This is a genomic window from Streptomyces sp. NPDC016459, assembly GCF_040632845.1.
Classification (GTDB): domain Bacteria; phylum Actinomycetota; class Actinomycetes; order Streptomycetales; family Streptomycetaceae; genus Streptomyces.
In genome coordinates, this window is the sequence record NZ_JBEYCR010000001.1 from 588,403 (window position 1) to 603,982 (window position 15,580).

The 15,580-nt window shown below is 72.5% G+C and carries 14 protein-coding genes and 2 pseudogenes; 8 read left to right on the forward strand and 8 right to left on the reverse strand.

Annotated features, from left to right (window positions below; translation table 11 throughout):
* Positions 1–30: 30 nt before the first annotated feature.
* Complete coding sequence (locus tag ABZ567_RS02690) at positions 31–861, forward strand: ion channel (RefSeq protein ID WP_360783787.1); 831 nt, start codon at positions 31–33, stop codon at positions 859–861.
* Here the strand turns inward: ABZ567_RS02690 and ABZ567_RS02695 are convergent.
* Positions 842–1,261, reverse strand: a complete 420-nt coding sequence (locus tag ABZ567_RS02695) for a peptidase inhibitor family I36 protein (protein ID WP_360783790.1) — start codon at positions 1,259–1,261, stop codon at positions 842–844. The genes ABZ567_RS02690 and ABZ567_RS02695 overlap by 20 nt on opposite strands.
* 175 nt (positions 1,262–1,436) lie before the next feature.
* Positions 1,437–3,059: an MFS transporter gene (locus ABZ567_RS02700; RefSeq protein WP_360783793.1), complete on the reverse strand. Its 1,623-nt coding sequence runs from the start codon at positions 3,057–3,059 to the stop codon at positions 1,437–1,439.
* A gap of 117 nt (positions 3,060–3,176) precedes the next feature.
* Here ABZ567_RS02700 and ABZ567_RS02705 point away from each other — a divergent pair, with 117 nt between their 5' ends.
* From ABZ567_RS02705 to ABZ567_RS02735, 7 genes and pseudogenes are all read left to right on the forward strand, one after another.
* Positions 3,177–3,854: a TetR family transcriptional regulator gene (locus ABZ567_RS02705; protein ID WP_360783796.1), complete on the forward strand. Its 678-nt coding sequence runs from the start codon at positions 3,177–3,179 to the stop codon at positions 3,852–3,854.
* A gap of 76 nt (positions 3,855–3,930) precedes the next feature.
* A pseudogene (locus tag ABZ567_RS02710) lies at positions 3,931–4,218 on the forward strand (hypothetical protein); the annotation flags it as partial.
* A 65-nt stretch (positions 4,219–4,283) separates the two neighbouring features.
* Entirely contained in the window at positions 4,284–5,321 is a 1,038-nt protein-coding gene (locus tag ABZ567_RS02715) for a DUF4429 domain-containing protein (protein WP_360783799.1), read from the forward strand.
* 162 nt (positions 5,322–5,483) lie between these two features.
* Positions 5,484–6,779 carry a sensor histidine kinase gene (locus ABZ567_RS02720; RefSeq protein WP_360785003.1) on the forward strand — a complete coding sequence of 432 codons (1,296 nt, stop codon included), beginning with the start codon at positions 5,484–5,486 and terminating at the stop codon, positions 6,777–6,779.
* Positions 6,776–7,456, forward strand: coding sequence for a response regulator transcription factor (locus tag ABZ567_RS02725; protein WP_360783802.1), 681 nt, complete (start codon positions 6,776–6,778; stop codon positions 7,454–7,456). The genes ABZ567_RS02720 and ABZ567_RS02725 overlap by 4 nt, the downstream gene beginning before the upstream one ends.
* Positions 7,457–7,647: 191 nt before the next feature.
* On the forward strand, positions 7,648–8,628 hold the full coding sequence (locus ABZ567_RS02730) for an alpha/beta hydrolase (RefSeq protein WP_360783805.1): 981 nt from the start codon (positions 7,648–7,650) through the stop codon (positions 8,626–8,628).
* On the forward strand, positions 8,625–9,821 hold the full coding sequence (locus ABZ567_RS02735; protein ID WP_360783808.1) for an acyltransferase: 1,197 nt from the start codon (positions 8,625–8,627) through the stop codon (positions 9,819–9,821). Before ABZ567_RS02730 ends, ABZ567_RS02735 begins: the two co-directional genes overlap by 4 nt.
* A gap of 282 nt (positions 9,822–10,103) precedes the next feature.
* On the opposite strand, the gene ABZ567_RS02740 is transcribed toward ABZ567_RS02735, so the two are convergent.
* The 6 genes and pseudogenes from ABZ567_RS02740 to ABZ567_RS02765 form a co-directional block, all read right to left on the reverse strand.
* Positions 10,104–11,261: an SUKH-3 domain-containing protein gene (locus tag ABZ567_RS02740; protein ID WP_360783811.1), complete on the reverse strand. Its 1,158-nt coding sequence runs from the start codon at positions 11,259–11,261 to the stop codon at positions 10,104–10,106.
* Between the two features lie 8 nt (positions 11,262–11,269).
* On the reverse strand, positions 11,270–11,662 hold the full coding sequence (locus ABZ567_RS02745; RefSeq protein WP_360783814.1) for a YwqJ-related putative deaminase: 393 nt from the start codon (positions 11,660–11,662) through the stop codon (positions 11,270–11,272).
* Positions 11,655–12,125: an SUKH-3 domain-containing protein gene (locus ABZ567_RS02750; RefSeq protein ID WP_360783817.1), complete on the reverse strand. Its 471-nt coding sequence runs from the start codon at positions 12,123–12,125 to the stop codon at positions 11,655–11,657. Before ABZ567_RS02750 ends, ABZ567_RS02745 begins: the two co-directional genes overlap by 8 nt.
* A gap of 52 nt (positions 12,126–12,177) precedes the next feature.
* Positions 12,178–13,890 (reverse strand): annotated as a pseudogene (locus ABZ567_RS02755) (YwqJ-related putative deaminase); the annotation flags it as partial.
* Positions 13,891–14,051: 161 nt separating this feature from the next.
* On the reverse strand, positions 14,052–15,113 hold the full coding sequence (locus ABZ567_RS02760; RefSeq protein ID WP_360783820.1) for an aldo/keto reductase: 1,062 nt from the start codon (positions 15,111–15,113) through the stop codon (positions 14,052–14,054).
* Positions 15,110–15,532 carry a MerR family transcriptional regulator gene (locus ABZ567_RS02765; protein WP_360783822.1) on the reverse strand — a complete coding sequence of 141 codons (423 nt, stop codon included), beginning with the start codon at positions 15,530–15,532 and terminating at the stop codon, positions 15,110–15,112. Before ABZ567_RS02765 ends, ABZ567_RS02760 begins: the two co-directional genes overlap by 4 nt.
* Positions 15,533–15,580 lie beyond the last annotated feature (48 nt).

The window sequence follows — 15,580 nt, forward strand, 5'->3', positions numbered from 1 at the left end:
CGCCCTCCCGCGTTCTCTACGATTCCCCGCATGAGGGAACGCTGGGAAGAACGCACACAGGCACCGCTGCTCGTGCTCGCCGTCGCGTTCGGCGTCGCCTACGCCGTGCCGATCGTGGCTCCCGGCGCCGCGCCCTGGGTGCACCGGCTGTGCACCCATGTCGAGTGGGCGGTCTGGGCGGCCTTCGCCGTCGACTACCTGGTCCGGCTCTCCATCGCCCCGGCCCGCTGGGCCTTCGTCCGCTCCCACCCCCTGGATCTGCTCGCGGTCCTGCTGCCGATGGTGCAGCCGCTGCGGCTGCTGCGGGTCGTGTCCACGCTCCTCCTCGTGGGCCGGCGGGCCCGGATGGCCCCGCAGGTGACGCTCACCACCTATGTGGCGGGCGCGGTCGTCGGGCTGATGATGTTCGGCTCGCTGGCCGTGCTGCATGTGGAACGGGACGCCCCCGACGGCAACATCAAGACCCTCGGGGACGCTGTCTGGTGGTCGTTCACCACGATGACCACGGTCGGCTACGGCGACCACGCCCCCACGACGGGTCTGGGCCGGGTGCTCGCGGTGGGACTGATGCTGTCGGGCATCGCCCTCCTCGGTGTCGTCACCGCGAACATCGCGGCCTGGTTCATCTCCCGCTTCGAACGCGACGACGCGGCGGAGCGCCGCCAGACCGCGCTTCTGGAGACACTGACCCGGGAGGTCCGCGAACTGCGGGCCGAGGTGTCCCGGCTCTCGGCCCCGGTCGGGGCGCCCGCCCATGCCGGGGCACTGGGCGGGGCTCCGGCGGCGATGCCTGACGGGATGTCTGACGGGATGCCGAACGGGATTCCTGGCGTCCCCGCCCCTACCGCTCCCACAACTTGAACGCTCTGACCTCGTAGGGCGTCTGTGGCACCCATGTGCCGCGCCCCGGGTAGGTCTCGAACTCGCCCGTCTCCGCGCACTCTGCCGACTGGTACGTGGTGACCGGCCGGCCGGTGCGGTTCGCGAGGGACTGCGCCGAGGTCCCCGGCGGCAGGGCGACACAGCTGTCGATGTCGGTCGTGGCCAGCTCGTGCGTCTGCGCCCGGCCCCTGAAGTCCGACTTGGCCCAGAGGCAGAGCCGGCCGGGCCCGCAGGGCCCGAGTACGGTCCCGGGCGGCACTGCCGCCGCCGGGGTGGCTGCCGGGGTGGCCTTCGGTACCGCCGCCGGTACTGCCGCCGCCGGAAGCGCCAGGAGGGCGGTCAGGACGGCCGCGATGGCGAGAGCGGTCTTCGTATACATACTGATGAACCCCCGTTTCGTCACTCTCTGTAGTCACGAGAATGGCGGAGGTCGCCGGGCAACGGAAGAGGGGCCGCCCCCGTTCACGCGAACGGGTGACGGCCCCCTACGGGAACCCTGACGGGCGATCCGACGGACGTCCTCACGGGCGACCCGGCGGGCGACCCGCCGGACGTCAGATGTGACCGCCCATGCCGCCCGCCTCCGCGTTCTCGCCGCGCTTGGTGAGCGTGGCGACGAGGGCCGCGACGACGGCGACGGCACCGGCGACGGTGAAGGCCAGACCCATGCCGTCGAGGAAGGTGTCGTGGATGACGCCGGTGATCTGCTGAAGCACATCGGGGGTCATCCCCGGCGCCTGCGCCAGCTCCTGCGGGACCATGCCGAACTCGGCCGCCTGCTCCAGCTGCGGGTTCACCGGCGCCTGGATGCCGGCCTCCTTCCAGTTGTCCTCGAAGGCCCCGGCGACCTTGGAGGACATGACGGCGCCGAGCACCGCCGTACCGAGCGCGCCGCCGACCTGCATCGCGGCCTGCTGGAGACCGCCGGCCACGCCGGAGAGCTCCAGCGGCGCGTTGCCGACGATGACCTCGGTGGCGCCGACCATGACCGGGGCGAGCCCGAGGCCGAGCAGAGCGAACCAGAGGGACATGGCGAACGTGCCGGTCCCGGACGAGAGCGTGATCATGCCGAACATCGCGACGGCCGTGCAGACCATGCCGCCGACCAGCGGGACGCGCGGGCCGAACTTGGTGATCAGGGCGCCGGCCAGCGGCGAGGAGACGATCATCATCGCCGTCAGCGGCAGCAGGCGCAGACCGCTGTCGACCGGGCTGAGCCCCTTCACGCCCTGGAGGTAGAAGGTCACGAAGAACAGGCCACCCATGAAGGCGAAGGCCATGAGGACCATGAGCACCACACCCGCGGAGAGCGGCACGGAGCGGAACATGGCCAGCGGGATCAGCGGCTCCTTGACCTTGGTCTCCCAGAAGGCGAAGACCGCGAAGAGGATCACCGCGCCGAGCAGGCAGCCCCAGGTCTTGCCGCCGGTCCAGCCCCAGGACTCGCCGGCCTTGATGAGACCCCAGACGAGGGAGGCCATGGCGCCGGAGAGCAGCACGATGCCGAGGACGTCGAAGGAGCGCGGCGCGTTCTCCGCGCGGTGGTCCTTGAGGATGACCAGGCCGAGGGCGAGCGCGACGACGCCGACCGGGACGTTGATGAAGAAGACGGACTGCCAGCTGACGTGCTCGACGAGCAGGCCACCGACGATCGGGCCGCCTGCCGTGGAGGCGCCGATGACCATGCCCCAGATGCCGATGGCCATGTTCAGCTTCTCGGCGGGGAAGGTCGCGCGCAGCAGGCCCAGGGCGGCCGGCATCAGGAGGGCGCCGAAGAGGCCCTGGAGGACACGGAAGGCGATCACGGCCCCGATGCTCTCGGAGAGGCCGATGGCGGCGGAGGCGGCGGCGAAGCCGGCGATGCCTATGAGGAAGGTCTGCCGGTGACCGAAGCGGTCACCGAGCTTGCCCGCGGTGACCAGGGCGACGGCGAGCGCCAACAGGTAGCCGTTGGTGATCCACTGGACCTGGGCGAGGGAGGCGCCGAGGTCGTTCTTGATGGCCGGGTTGGCGATGGCGACGATGGTGCCGTCGAGGGCGACCATCATCACGCCGACGGCAACGCCGAACAGCGTCAGCCATGGGTGGCCGCGCAGTCCCTTCGCCGGGCCCGTAGCGGGTTCCGGGGCTCCGCCCTGACCCTGCGGGGCCTTTTCCACGGTGGTCTGACTAGTCATGTGAACGAGGTTAGTGACAGTCACTGACAATTGACAAAGTGATTCACACGCCGGTAACTGTCACGTAGCTCACAGGTACGCTGAGCTGGAGGAAATGCCTGAAAAGAGGACCCCGACGTGACCCTGCCCGGCCTGCGCGAGCGCAAGAAGCAACGCACGCGCGACGCGCTGACCCGGGTGGCCCTCGAACTCTTCACCGCCCACGGGTACGAGGGGACCACCGTCGACGAGATCGTCGACGCCGTCGAGGTCTCCCAGCGCACGTTCTTCCGGTACTTCTCCTCCAAGGAGGAGGTCGCCTTCGCCGTCCAGCACATGGTGGAGGAGCGTTTCGTCGAGGCCCTGGGACAGCGCCCGCCGGCGGAGGGCCCCTTCGACGCGATGCGCAACGCGGTGCTGTGCGCCTGGGACACCATCGGCGACGCCATCACCGAGGTCGTGCCGGTCGAGCTGTACCTGCGCAGCTTCCAGATGATCGAGTCGACGCCCGCGCTGCTCGCCGTCCATCTGCGCCGCTCCACGGAGATGGAGGAGACCATCGCCCGGATCATCGCCGACCGCGAGGGCCTCGACGTGGACGAGGACCCGCGCCCGCGGATCGCGGTGGCGGCGTTCAGCGGCGTGATGCGGGTGACGGCCCAGCTTTGGGGTCGGGGTACGGACCAGAGCCTGGAGGCCATCCGTGACCTCACCGAGGAGTACCTCGACCACCTCGGCCCGGCTCTCGCCCCCAGCTGGCGGGACGGGGACCGGGGCCGGGGCTCCGGGGGCGAGGGGCCGGGCGGCGCTCCGTAGAGGGGCCGGGCGGCCCTCCGTGGTGGTGGCGCCCCGGAGAAGCAGAAAGGGTTCGCCCGCCGTACGCACCGTCCACGCGCGCGTGTGGGCGATGCGGGACGCCCACGACCGGACAGCGGACGGGCCCCGTCCGGAGGTCGGCGGCATCGGGCACGGTGCCGACCCGGTGGCCCCGGAGTTCGGCGCCCGACGCCTGTCGGCGCGGGGGGCGGTGGGCCACAGCGACTATTTCGAGCCGGGTGCCCAGAGCCTGGGCACCTTCGCCGCGGCAGGCGTCGGGGCCTACCGGAGCCTGGTGTGCGCACCTGCCGACGGCTCTTGCCACGACGGAATATCCGGTGCGGAAGGGCGCCGACGCGCGTAGATCACGTGATTTCAGGACCTTTCACAGGGGCGACGCCCGGGCACGCGCCGCTTACGATGAGGCGTATGGGTGATGTGCTGGCCGGAATTCAAGCCACCTGGGAGTTCGAGAGCGACGCCCTCGTCATCCGCTTCGATCGGGGGAACCGCACGCCGAGGCTCTTCAGCGTGCTGCGCGAACGACGCATACCGCACGAGGCGTTGGCGTCGGTGACGCTCACGCCCGGCAAGCGGGGCACGGTCGTGCTGCACGCCGTGCCGAGACCGGGCGCCGATCCCCTGATGGAGGCGGCCGCGGGGCAGCTCGCGGAGCACTGCGATCCGTACCGTCTGGTGCTGCCGGTGGAGTGCGAGACGCTCGCCGAGTACTACCGGGACGAGCTGCGGGCGGTCCTCGCTCGGCGGCCGACGAGCGCCTGGGGTCTGCCGGGCACAGCGGGCCCCCCGGGCGCCTCCGACACGTCGGACCCGTCGGGCTTGTCGCGGCTGTCGGAGCTGTCTGACACCTCTGGGACGTCGTACGCCTCGGACCCTTCCGACGCCTCTGCGACGTCGTACGCCTCGGACCCTTCCGACGCCTCGGAGACCTCGAACGCCGTCGACATGACTCCCGCCGAGCGTTTCCTGGTGGCGCCGCCCGCGGGGCCGCGGTCCTTCAAGGCGTACGACGGGAAGGCGAGCTTCGACGGACACGGGGAGGTCGCGTTCCGCTGGTCCTGGACGGGGGCGTCCTCCGAGAAGTGGAAGGCGGGCGACCAGACCTTCCAGGTACGGGACCTCTGCGGGGTCGAGTGGCGCTCGCCGGAGGTACTCGACGGGCACCTGCGCCTGTTGCCACGGGGCGGCGAACCCCGGGCGTCGCAGCCGGACCGGGATCCCGCCTCCGTCGTCTTCGGCCTCGGCTACGGGCCGGTGCACCTGTCGCTCCCCTTCGCGGCCGCGGTCCTCGCCGCGATCCGGACCACGGACCGCGTCCCCGCCCGTGTCGCCACCCCCGGGGCGGTAGCGGAAAGGATTCGGCACCTGGGTGAACTGCACCAGGCGGGCCTCGTGACGGACGAGGAGTTCTCGGCGAAGAAGGCGGAGCTCCTGGCGGAGCTGTAGGCCTCCGGTCGGCGTCGACGTCATACCCCGGTATCAGGACGGAGCCCGGTCCCCGGTATGACGTCGGGGACCGGGTCCCCTGCCTACGCTGGGCGGGTCATGGCTACCGAACCGCGGCACCGCCCGCCCACCCTCCGACAGCTCAGCGCCCGGACTCGCGAGATGTTCCACGGGCTCGGCACCGCGCTCACCACCCCCGCCGCACCCGGGGCGCCGCTCCTCGCCGATGCCTCCCCGCGCTGGGTGCGGCTGCTGCCGTACGCCGTCGCCGTCGCCCTCGTCGCCTCGCTGCTCCCGACCACGGTCCACCTCCTCGCCGGGGACTACGGCGTCAACGGCGCCCTCGCCGGGGCCCTCGGCACCGCTCAGACCGCGCCGCTGGTGCTCGCCGTCGCCCGCCCCCTCCAGGCCTGGTGGATCGTCTTCGCCGCCAATGTCCTCGGCGCCCTCGTCCTGCTCGCCGCCGACGGTCCCCGCGCGCACCTCTGGCCCTGGACCCCGCCGGCCGTCGTCGGCTACTGCGCGCTGATGATCGCGCTCGGCCTCCGGGAGTCCCGCCGGGCCCTGTTCGGGGTCTGGCTGGCGACGGGCGCCGCCGGGTACGCCCTCGAGGCGTTCCGGCCGGCCGGGTACACCAGCGTCCACACCCTGCTGCTCGTCCTGAGCGGCGTCCTGCTGCTCCTCGCCTCGGCGGTACGCGCGCGTGGCGACGCCCAGCGGCGCCTCGTGGAGCAGGAGACCATCAGCGAGGCCGAACGGGCCCGCCGCACCCTCCTGGAGGAGCGGGCCAGGATCGCGCGCGAACTGCACGACGTGGTGGCCCACCACATGTCCGTGATCACCGTGCAGGCCGACTCGGCCCCGTACCGCATCCCCGGGCTTCCGGACGCGGCCCGCGAGGAGTTCACCTCGATCGCGGCGAGTGCCCGCGAGTCACTGGCCGAGATGCGACGGCTCCTGTCCGTGCTGCGCAGTGACGGCGGGGAGGGCGAGCGGACCCCGCAGCCTGGGCTCGACCGGGTCCAGCAGCTGGTGGAGGCGACGGTACGGGCCGGGGTGCCGGCCGAACTGCGGCTCGCCGCAGACCTCGGGGACGTACCGCAGGCGGTGGACCTGTCCGCGTACCGGATCGTGCAGGAGGCCCTGGCCAACGTCGTCCGGCACGCGCCCGGGGCGTCCACCCGGGTGTCGGTGCGGGCGGACGCGGGCTGGCTGACGGTCCTCGTCGTCAACGGGCCGTCCGCGGAGCCGGGTTCCTCGGTCGAGCGGGGCGCGTCCGGTACCGGGCACGGGCTGGTCGGCATGCGGGAGCGCGTACGGTTGACGGGCGGCTCGCTCGACACCGGGCCGCTGCCGGACGGCGGCTTCCGGGTCGCCGCGCGGATGCCGCTGACCCCCGACCCGCTCCCCTCGGCGACGACGCCCCCGACCGCCACGACCGCCAAGGAACCCGAGTGACCATCCGCGTGATCATCGTCGACGACCAGGCCATGGTGCGGGCCGGTTTCGCCGCGCTGCTCGCCGCCCAGCCCGACATCGACGTGGTGGGCGAGGCGCCGGACGGGCGGCAGGGTGTGGACGTGGCACGGTCGACGCACCCGGACGTCGTACTGATGGACGTACGGATGCCGGAGCTGGACGGACTCGCCGCCGCCCGGGAGATCCTGCACCCGCCCATGGGGGTCACGCACCGGCCGAAAGTGCTGATGCTGACCACCTTCGACGTGGACGACTACGTGTACGAGGCGCTGCGCGCGGGTGCGTCCGGTTTCCTCCTCAAGGACGCGCCGCCTGCCGATCTGATCGCGGCCGTGCGGGTGGTGGCGGCGGGCGAGGCACTGCTCGCCCCGTCCGTGACCCGGCGGCTCATCGCCGACTTCGCCGCGTCCCGGCCCGCCCCGCGCCGGGACACCACGGCACTGCGCCTGAACGGACTCACCCCGCGCGAGACGGAGGTCCTGGAGCTGATCGCCCGGGGCCTGTCGAACCAGGAGATCGCGGACCACCTCGTCCTCGCCGAACAGACGGTGAAGACCCACATCGGCCGGGTCCTCGCCAAGCTGGACCTGCGCGACCGGGCACAGGCGGTGGTCTTCGCGTACGAGTCGGGGCTCGTGACCCCCGGCACGTCCTGACCGCGCAGCGCCGCACTCCCGCCACCCCCCGGGGGAAAACCCCACCCCCTTCCGGGTGTTGGCTGCTCCTCCACCCCCTACCCCGGTATCCACCGAGGGTTGGCTCCCCGGTGTGACGTGCCGTCACCCGTCGTCTTCCTACCTTCCTCTCGCCGACGAACGAGCGAGAACCGGAGAGGGAGGGCGACCCCATGCGCCGCTTTGCGAGGACCCTGACCACCGTGGCCCTGGTGGCCACCGCGATCGCGGGGACGGCCGGTTGGGCGTCCGGGGACGCCCAGGAGGCCGTCACCGGTGCGCCGGTCGGGACGGTGGGGTGGCGGGCTGCGGGGTTGCCGGACCCCGAGCGGATGAGCCCGGACGGGATCGCGCGGTTCTTCGCGGGACTCGATCCCGTAAGACAGGAAGAGCTGGCCCGCACCCACCCCGGGGTCGTCGGGAACCTCGACGGAGCGCCGCTGGAACTGCGGTACGCGGCCAACGCCCGCTCCACGCAAGGGGAGTTCGGCGGGGCGCGAGTCCTGGCGCACGATCCGCGCGGCCGGGGGCAGGTCGCCCTGGTGTACGGGGACCTGGCGCGGGCCGCGCACGTGGCGGTGATCGTGCCCGGCTCCGACATCGACGCGGACCGCGTCCAACCGCTCGCGGACATGGCGACCGCCCTTCGCCGGGCGACCGGCGACCGTACGGCGGTCGTCGCCTGGGCCGGGTACACCACCCCCGTCGGCGTCGGCCTGGACGCGGCCACCGGCCGGCTCGCCGAGGCCGGGGCGGACCGGCTCACCCGCTTCGTCGACGGCCTCGGGGCCGTCGGGGCGGCCGAGCCGTCCCTGTTCTGCCACAGCTACGGCTCCGTGGTCTGCGGCCTCGCCGCCCACGACCTGAAGGCCAAGGACCTGGTGGTCCTCGGCTCCCCCGGGATGCGCGCCGAGAACGTGGACGCGCTCGGCACCTCCGCCCGCGTCTGGGCCGCGAAGGACCCCACCGACTGGATCGACCGCGTCCCGAACGTCGCGTTCGCGGGCCTCGGGCACGGCGCCGACCCGGCCGACCCGGCCTTCGGCGCCCGTCGGATCCCGGCCGAGGACGCCACCGGCCACGGCGGCTACTTCGCGCCCGGCACCGCCTCCCTCCGTACGTTCGCCGCGATCGCCGAGGGGGACGTCCGATGAACGGGCTCATCGAGAGGATCGAAGCGGGCACCCCCACCCACCGCGACCGGGCGATCGACGGGCTGCGCGCCCTTGCCCTGCTCGCCGTGCCCACCGGGCACTGGCTGCTCGGCGGCTTCACGCTCTCCTCCGACGGCGCCCTCCACAACGCGAGCCCGCTGGGCGCCTTCGCCGGTCTCGCCCCGGTCAGCTGGGTCCTCCAGATGCTCGGCATCTTCTTCCTCGTCGGCGGTTACGCCTCGGTCCTGTCGTACCGACGGAGGAAGGGCTCCACGGGTGAGTGGCTGAAAGGGCGCCTCGCCCGGCTCGGCCGGCCCGTCCTCGGGGTCACGGCCGTGTGGGCGGCGCTCCTCCCGGTGCTCCACTTCGGCATCGGGGTGCCGGTGGACACCCTGCGGACGGCGTCCACGCTGGTGATCCAGCCGCTCTGGTTCGTCGGCGTGTACACCGTCGTCACCGCGCTCACCCCGTTGTGCGTCCGGGCGGCCCGCCGCCTCGGGGTGTGGGCCGCGGCGCCGCTGCTCGGCTCGGTCGCCGTCGTCGACCTCCTGCGGTACGGGCCGTACGCCGACGCCGTGCCGTCCTGGCTTAGCCTCCTGAACATCCTGCCCGGCTGGCTCTTCGCGTATCAGCTCGGCGTCTCCTGGGGCGAGGGCCGGGTCACCCGGCGGCACGCGTGGGGTCTGCTCGTCGGCGGGGCGGCCCTGTTCGCCACCCTCCTGCTGGTCTTCGGCTACCCGGCGTCGATGGTCGGCGTCCCCGGCGAGGCCCGTACCAACTCGCACCCGCCGTCGCTGCTCGTCCTCGCCCTCGCCGCCGCGCAGAGCGGGGCGGCGGTCCTGCTCCGGGACCGGCTCGGCGGGCTCCTGAGGCGGCCCGCGCTGTGGGCCCCGGTCGTGGTGGTCAACCTGTCCGCGATGACGATCCTGTGCTGGCACCAGACGGCGATGCTCACCGCCGCGATCCCCGCCGCGTTCCTCGGGGAGGTCCCGGGCCTGGTCGGCGCGCCTGACTCGGTCGGCTGGATCCTCGCCCGGCTGGCGTGGATGCCGGTCTTCGCCGGCCTGCTCGTCCTGATCGGCCGGTACGCCCGGTCCTTCGAGTCCCCCTGGACGACCACCGGCCCGGCCCGCCGCACCCTGGCGGGGCTGCTCGCGGCGGGCTTCGCGGTGTTCGCGCTGGGGCTGGGATGAGGGGGCCGATCCGGATGGGGACGGGTGTTCCCCGGCCGGTCCGGACGGGGGCGCGTGCGTTCCCGTCCGGGCGAGGGCGCGTGCGTTCCGCGGCGGTCCGGACGAGGGGGCGTGCTCCCGCCCGGCCCGAACGGGGGCACGTACCTCCCGGTGCCGGTTCCGGGTGGGGGCGGGTGCGTTCCCGGCCGGTCCGGACGGGGGCGGGTGTCCCGCGGCCGGTCCGGACGAGGGCGCGTGCGTTCCCGTCCGGACCGGCGCCGGCGAGTACGTCGGCCGTGACGGTCAGGCGGTGGACGCCCAGGCGTCGAAGGCGGCCACGCACCGCTCCACGAGGGCGGCCGGGGATCCCACGGAGGCGCCCGCGCCCACCGAGAGGGACAGGGCGAAGCCCGCCGAGCCGCCCACCGTGACCTCGCAGGCCAACTCGGCCAGGGGCATCGGCGTGGTGGCCGGCGGCGGTACCGACAGCACCAGTTCGCAGGAGTGGGCTCGCTGCGACAGAGCGGACAGGTGGTTCTCCATCGCCGTGACCAGGGGTTGCGCGCTGTCCTCCAGACGACCGGGGCTCAGGCGGAAGACCTCGTCCAGGACGGTCACGCCGATCCCCCGGAGGGTGGTGGCGCGCAGCCGGAGCCTTCGGGCGTCGAACACCTCGTGGGTGTGCAGGACGTAGACGGCGACCAGTGCCGCCCGGACGCCGGCGGCCAGGTCGGCCCGTGTCGCGTCCAGCGGCCACTGCCACGACCGCGCTCGCAGGCGTACGGGTCGCAGGCCCTCGGTCAGCGCGGTCAGCCCGGCCCGCACGCTGTCACCGAGGAGCCAGGCGCCCCCGACGTCCAGGGAGAACAGCCGGCCCTCCTCGTCCACGGCGAGTGTCGCGTCTGCGTCGGTGCGGCCGAGGGGGAAGAGGCGGGTGCCGAGCGTTCCGGCGAGCCGGTGCAGGGACGGGCCCGCGTAGCGGGCCTCCCGGGGGTCGACGACGCAACCGGTGGCCGCGACCTCACGGCCGCCGTGGGCGGCGGGCTCCAGGCGCAGCCCGTGGAACTCCCGGGCCGCGCGCTCGGCGGCGGGAAAGAGCGCCCAGGGGCCCAGGCCGGCGGTGGTGAGGAGCGCGAGCATCGCGGCGTCGCCGGCGTCCCGTCCCTGCGGCGGTCCGGCCGGGGCGGGCACCTTGACGGGCCGGGTCCGGTGGTCGGGCGTCACGCCGGGCACGGAACCGGACACGGACCCGGACGCGTGATCAGAGGTCCCGGCGCGCCCGGCTTCACCGTCGGGCCCCCCGGCGCGCTCCGCGTCACGGTCGGGTGTCACACCGCGCTCGGCGTCACGGTCGGGCGTCACGCCGGGTTCGGCGCGCCCGGCTTCACGGTCGAGCGTCACGCCGCGCTCGGCGTCACGGGCGGGCACCCCCGCGCGCTCGGTCAGGTGGTCAGGGGTCATGGCGGCGGTCAGGCGCCCTGGACGACGGTGATGCCCAGCGCCTCGACGAGGGCGGTGCAGCTTCGGCAGAGACGGGCCGGTGTGCCGTGCTCGGGGTCGCCCTGGGGCCGGATCTTCCGGGAGACGAGGGCCGCGTTCGCGAAGTGCGGCAGGGCGTCGGGGAGAGTGGTCGTCCCGCCGTCCGTGCGCTGCGCATCGAGGGAATACAACTGGTCGGAGATGAGCGCGGATTCGGCGCAGTGGCCGAGGAACGGCTCGCGCAGGCGCGTCGGGAGCGCGTCGAAGAACTCCTGGACGGCCGGGTGGAGGCGGGGCTCGCCCTCACCGGTCAGGTTGGTCTGGGTGGTGATCGTCCCCTGGACCAGCAGGGAGGCGGCCGTGCCCGGGACGACGTCAGACAAAGTACTGCCCCGCTTCCTGCTGGGGGCCGCGGAGCAGGCAGCTGACGGCCTCGTGGGTGTTCGCTCCGAGGAAGTAGGGGCCGGTGTGATGCATGAGGAAGAAGCGCCCGGTGTCGTCGATGAGGATCATCGCGCCGTCGAACTCCTCGTATCCGACCGGGAACAGTCTCCGGCCCAGGTTCTCGGCGAGTTCGGCCACGTCCTCGCCGCTCTCCTCGTAGATCCAGTGCGGGGTGAAGCCGACGGCGTCCGGCGGGTCACCGGGAACGACCAGGCGCAGCCCGCCGAACTCGCGCACGAAGTCCTCGGCCGCCCCGAACGGTTCGACGGGGTGCCCCTCCTCCGCGAAGCGTTCCGTCACGACCCGCAGGAGTCCGGGCAGCTCCGCGCCGATGTCGCGTCCGCGGGACCAGCCCGCCTCGGTCAGAGCGGCCTCGACCTGCTCCGCTGTCATTCTCGGCATGTCTTGCTCTCTCTCAGTGGTGCGCGATGACGCCGGCCAGCGGCAGCATCTTCGAACAGGACCGGCACGGTGGCTTGTAGTCGCCGTGGAACAGCTGGCCCTCACCGGGTCGCAGGTCTCCGATCTGCACGGAGTACACGAGCGACCCCTTCATGGCCTTCTGGACGTCGTCGCCGGAGACTATTTTGGTCCCGTCGGGGTCCAGCTGGTGCAGCCGGTCCGACACCAGGGCGACCTCCGCGCATTTCCCGTGGCCGTTGCCCGGGTTCTGGTCGGCCGCCTTCAGGTCCCTCTCCACCTGGTCCAGGATCTGTTTCAGGGCCGGGTGGGTGGACATCTGGGAGTCGCCGAGGCCGGTGTTGCTCGTGTGGGAGGACAGCACGCCGTCGTGGAGGAGCGTCCCGGCGCAGGCGGTCTTCAGCCGGTGCTTCCCCTCCGGGTAGGGGTTGCTGGGCGGCTGGTTCTTGGCGTCGTTCGCCAGCTTGTCGGCCTCGTCGACGAGGAGCTTCCGCTGCTCCTCCGGGCTGAGGTGCTTGACGTCCAGCGCGTCCCTGCGGTGGTTCTTCATGCCCTTTCCGGTCTGGCCGTGCCAGCCGGGCTGAGGGGTGAGGGGGTTGCCGCGGGGCCCGTTGCCCGAGCCGCCGTTGTTGTTGCCGCCGCCGGTCGGGGGCTTTCCGCCGCCCGTACCGGCCGGCGGCTTGCCGCCGGTTCCGCCCGCGCCGCCCCTGCCGTCGCCCGCGTCGTCCTTGCGCTGGCGGGCGAGGCGCGCGCGGATGTCGTCGTCGTTGTTCTTGTGGGTGGTCGAGATCTGCTTGACGGCCTTGGGCAGGGTCTCGCCGATGTGGTCGCCGATGGTCTTGGCGGACTTCGTCAGCGCGCCCATGGCCTTCTCGATGACCGGATCCAGGGCGTCGGCGATGTCGTCCCGGCCCTTGTTGCGGCCCTGGGCCGTCTTCGCCTTGGTCAGCTTGCCGGAGGTCTTGCCGTGGATGCCGACGCTCACGCCGTTCAGCCGGGTACTGGCCTGATCGTGCTCGTCGTGTTCGATGTGGAAGCCCTTGCCCTTGCCCCCGCTGCCGCTGCCGCCGGCGGAGGCGAGGTTCAGGCCGTCCTTGGCGCTCTGCACGCCCTCGTCGAAGCCGTCCTTGCCGGCCTGCTTCGTCTGGTCGAGGTTCACACCGTTCTGCACGCCCAGGGCGTCCATGCCCACCTGGACGACGAGGTCGGCCGCCATGCCCTCCAGGGCGGCGACGGCCGGCTCGGTCATGACCGAGACGATGTGACCGACCGCCTCCTGCATGGCGTTCGTGATGAGCTTCAGCAACTGCTTCTTGGTGAGCGCGATCGCCCCCGCGCCGAGCAGTGCGGACAGGCCACCCGTCACCGGGATCAGCGCCATGGCGAGTCCGGTCTGACCGGCCAGGATCCCGAGCTCGGCGACCGCCTTCCACTTCATGGCCTCGATCGCGCCGGCCGCCATGTCCAGGGCACCGGCGATGGTCCGGGCCGCGGACACCGTGTCCTTGAGGTGTTTGCCCTTGACCTTGCCCCAGTGCGCGTTCAGCGCGTCGATCGCCTCGCCGTGCCCCGACGACAGCAGGCGCTCCATCTGGTTGTTGGCGAGCTGGCCGTCGTCGGCGAGGTCGTCCGCGAACTCCCGGAGCGCGTCCGCCATCTCCCGGTAGGCGTCCTCGTCGACGTTCGGCCAGTTCACCCCCACCAGGTCCAGCAGCGTGTCCGCCCAGTCCGGCACCGTGACAGCCATGGTCTGAAATCCCCCCGTGCACAAAGGCGTTCGCATGACGAAAGCGAGAACACTGTGCCATGAGAGGCGGGGGCGATCAACGCGGAATCCCCTTCCCGCGCGCACGGGAAGGGGATTTCTTCGCACATTACCGACTGCACATGCCCGCTACCCGACAGCCGTCACGAAGCACCCGGCGCAGGCGTCCCGGACGCGTCCCCGGCCTCGCGCGACACCGACGTGAACCGCATGTCCGGGTAGCGGTCGCCCGTCACCAGGCTCGCGATCGGTTCCAGTGCGGCGAGTTCGGGCCCGGTGAGGGTGATGCGGGTGGCGGCCGCGTTCTCCTCCAGGCGCGAGCGCTTGCGCGTGCCCGGGATCGGGACGACCGTCAGGCCGTGCACGGAGGTCCGCTGGTGGACCCAGGCCAGGGCGATCTGCGCCGGGGTCGCGCCGTGCGCCGCGGCGATCCTGCGGACCGGGTCGAGCAGGGCGGCGTTGCGCTCCGCGTTCTCGCCGGTGAACCGCGGCTGGTACCGGCGGAAGTCGCCGCCCTCCAGGTCCTTGGCGGCGTCCGCGAACGACCCGGTCAGAAAACCGCGGCCGAGGGGGGAGTACGGCACGAAGGTGACGCCGAGTTCGGCGGCGGCGCCGACGGCGCTGCGCTCCACGTCCCGGGAGAAGAGCGACCACTCCGACTGGAGGGCGGCGATCGGATGCACGGCGTGGGCCTCGCGCAGTTCCGGTCCCGTCACCTCGCTGAGGCCGAGGTGGCGGACCTTGCCCTCCTTGACGAGTTCGGCCATCGCGCCGACGGACTCGGCGAACGGGACCTGCGGGTCGCGGCGGTGCATGTAGTAGAGGTCGATGGTCTCGACGCCGAGGCGGCGCAGGCTGTCCTCCGCGGCCTTCCTGATGTAGGCGGGGTCGTTGCGGACGGCCCGGTGGGCCGGGTCGTCGGCGCGCCGCTCGATGGCGAACTTGGTCGCGAGGACGACCTCGTCGCGGTGGGCGGCGAGGAAGGGGGCGAGGAACTCCTCGTTGGCTCCGCTGCCGTAGATGTCGGCGGTGTCGATGAGGGTGACGCCGGCCTCCAGGGCAGCGTCGAGGGTGTCGCGGGCGGCGGCCTCGTCGGTCTCGCCGTAGAACTCGCTGATGCCCATGGCCCCGAAGCCCTGGACGCCGATCTCGGGTCCGTCCTGGCCGCCGAGACGTACGGTGTCGATCCTGGTCGCGCTGGTCATGAAGCTGTGCCTCCGCATGGGGTGCCGTAATGGCTGATCTTGATGTCGAGCACGGCGAGCGTGTCCTGGAGCTCGGTGATCCGGGAGAGCACGTCCCGCCTGGTGGTCTCCAGGAGCTCCCGTCGCGCGTCCCGGGTGTGGTCGCCCTCGCGGACCAGTTCGGCGTACCGCACCATGTCGGCGACCGGCATCCCGGTCAGCCGCAGTTTGCCGACGAAGCCCAGCCAGCCCAGGTCCTGTTCGGTGAAGCGGCGCTGGCCCGTGTGCGAGCGGTCGACGTGCGGCATCAGGCCGATCCGCTCGTACCAGCGCAGGGTGTGCGCCGAGAGGCCGGTCAGGGCGGCGACCTCGCTGATGGTGTAGTGGGTCCGGGTCGCTCCCGGGTTCACGCTCGTGCTCGTGCTCGCCATCACGCTCATGACCCCCACGCTAAAACGTTGGAGTGCACTCGAAGCAAGTAGGCTCGG

Coding starts and splice junctions, on each gene's coding strand:
- ABZ567_RS02730 (WP_360783805.1), top strand. CDS start 7,648: ATGCGCCGCTTTGCGAGGACCCTGACCACCGTGGCCCTGGTGGCCACC.
- ABZ567_RS02690 (WP_360783787.1), top strand. CDS start 31: ATGAGGGAACGCTGGGAAGAACGCACACAGGCACCGCTGCTCGTGCTC.
- ABZ567_RS02715 (WP_360783799.1), top strand. CDS start 4,284: ATGGGTGATGTGCTGGCCGGAATTCAAGCCACCTGGGAGTTCGAGAGC.
- ABZ567_RS02740 (WP_360783811.1), bottom strand. CDS start 11,261: ATGACCCCTGACCACCTGACCGAGCGCGCGGGGGTGCCCGCCCGTGAC.
- ABZ567_RS02700 (WP_360783793.1), bottom strand. CDS start 3,059: ATGACTAGTCAGACCACCGTGGAAAAGGCCCCGCAGGGTCAGGGCGGA.
- ABZ567_RS02735 (WP_360783808.1), top strand. CDS start 8,625: ATGAACGGGCTCATCGAGAGGATCGAAGCGGGCACCCCCACCCACCGC.
- ABZ567_RS02760 (WP_360783820.1), bottom strand. CDS start 15,113: ATGACCAGCGCGACCAGGATCGACACCGTACGTCTCGGCGGCCAGGAC.
- ABZ567_RS02750 (WP_360783817.1), bottom strand. CDS start 12,125: ATGCCGAGAATGACAGCGGAGCAGGTCGAGGCCGCTCTGACCGAGGCG.
- ABZ567_RS02720 (WP_360785003.1), top strand. CDS start 5,484: ATGTTCCACGGGCTCGGCACCGCGCTCACCACCCCCGCCGCACCCGGG.
- ABZ567_RS02765 (WP_360783822.1), bottom strand. CDS start 15,532: ATGAGCGTGATGGCGAGCACGAGCACGAGCGTGAACCCGGGAGCGACC.
- ABZ567_RS02695 (WP_360783790.1), bottom strand. CDS start 1,261: ATGTATACGAAGACCGCTCTCGCCATCGCGGCCGTCCTGACCGCCCTC.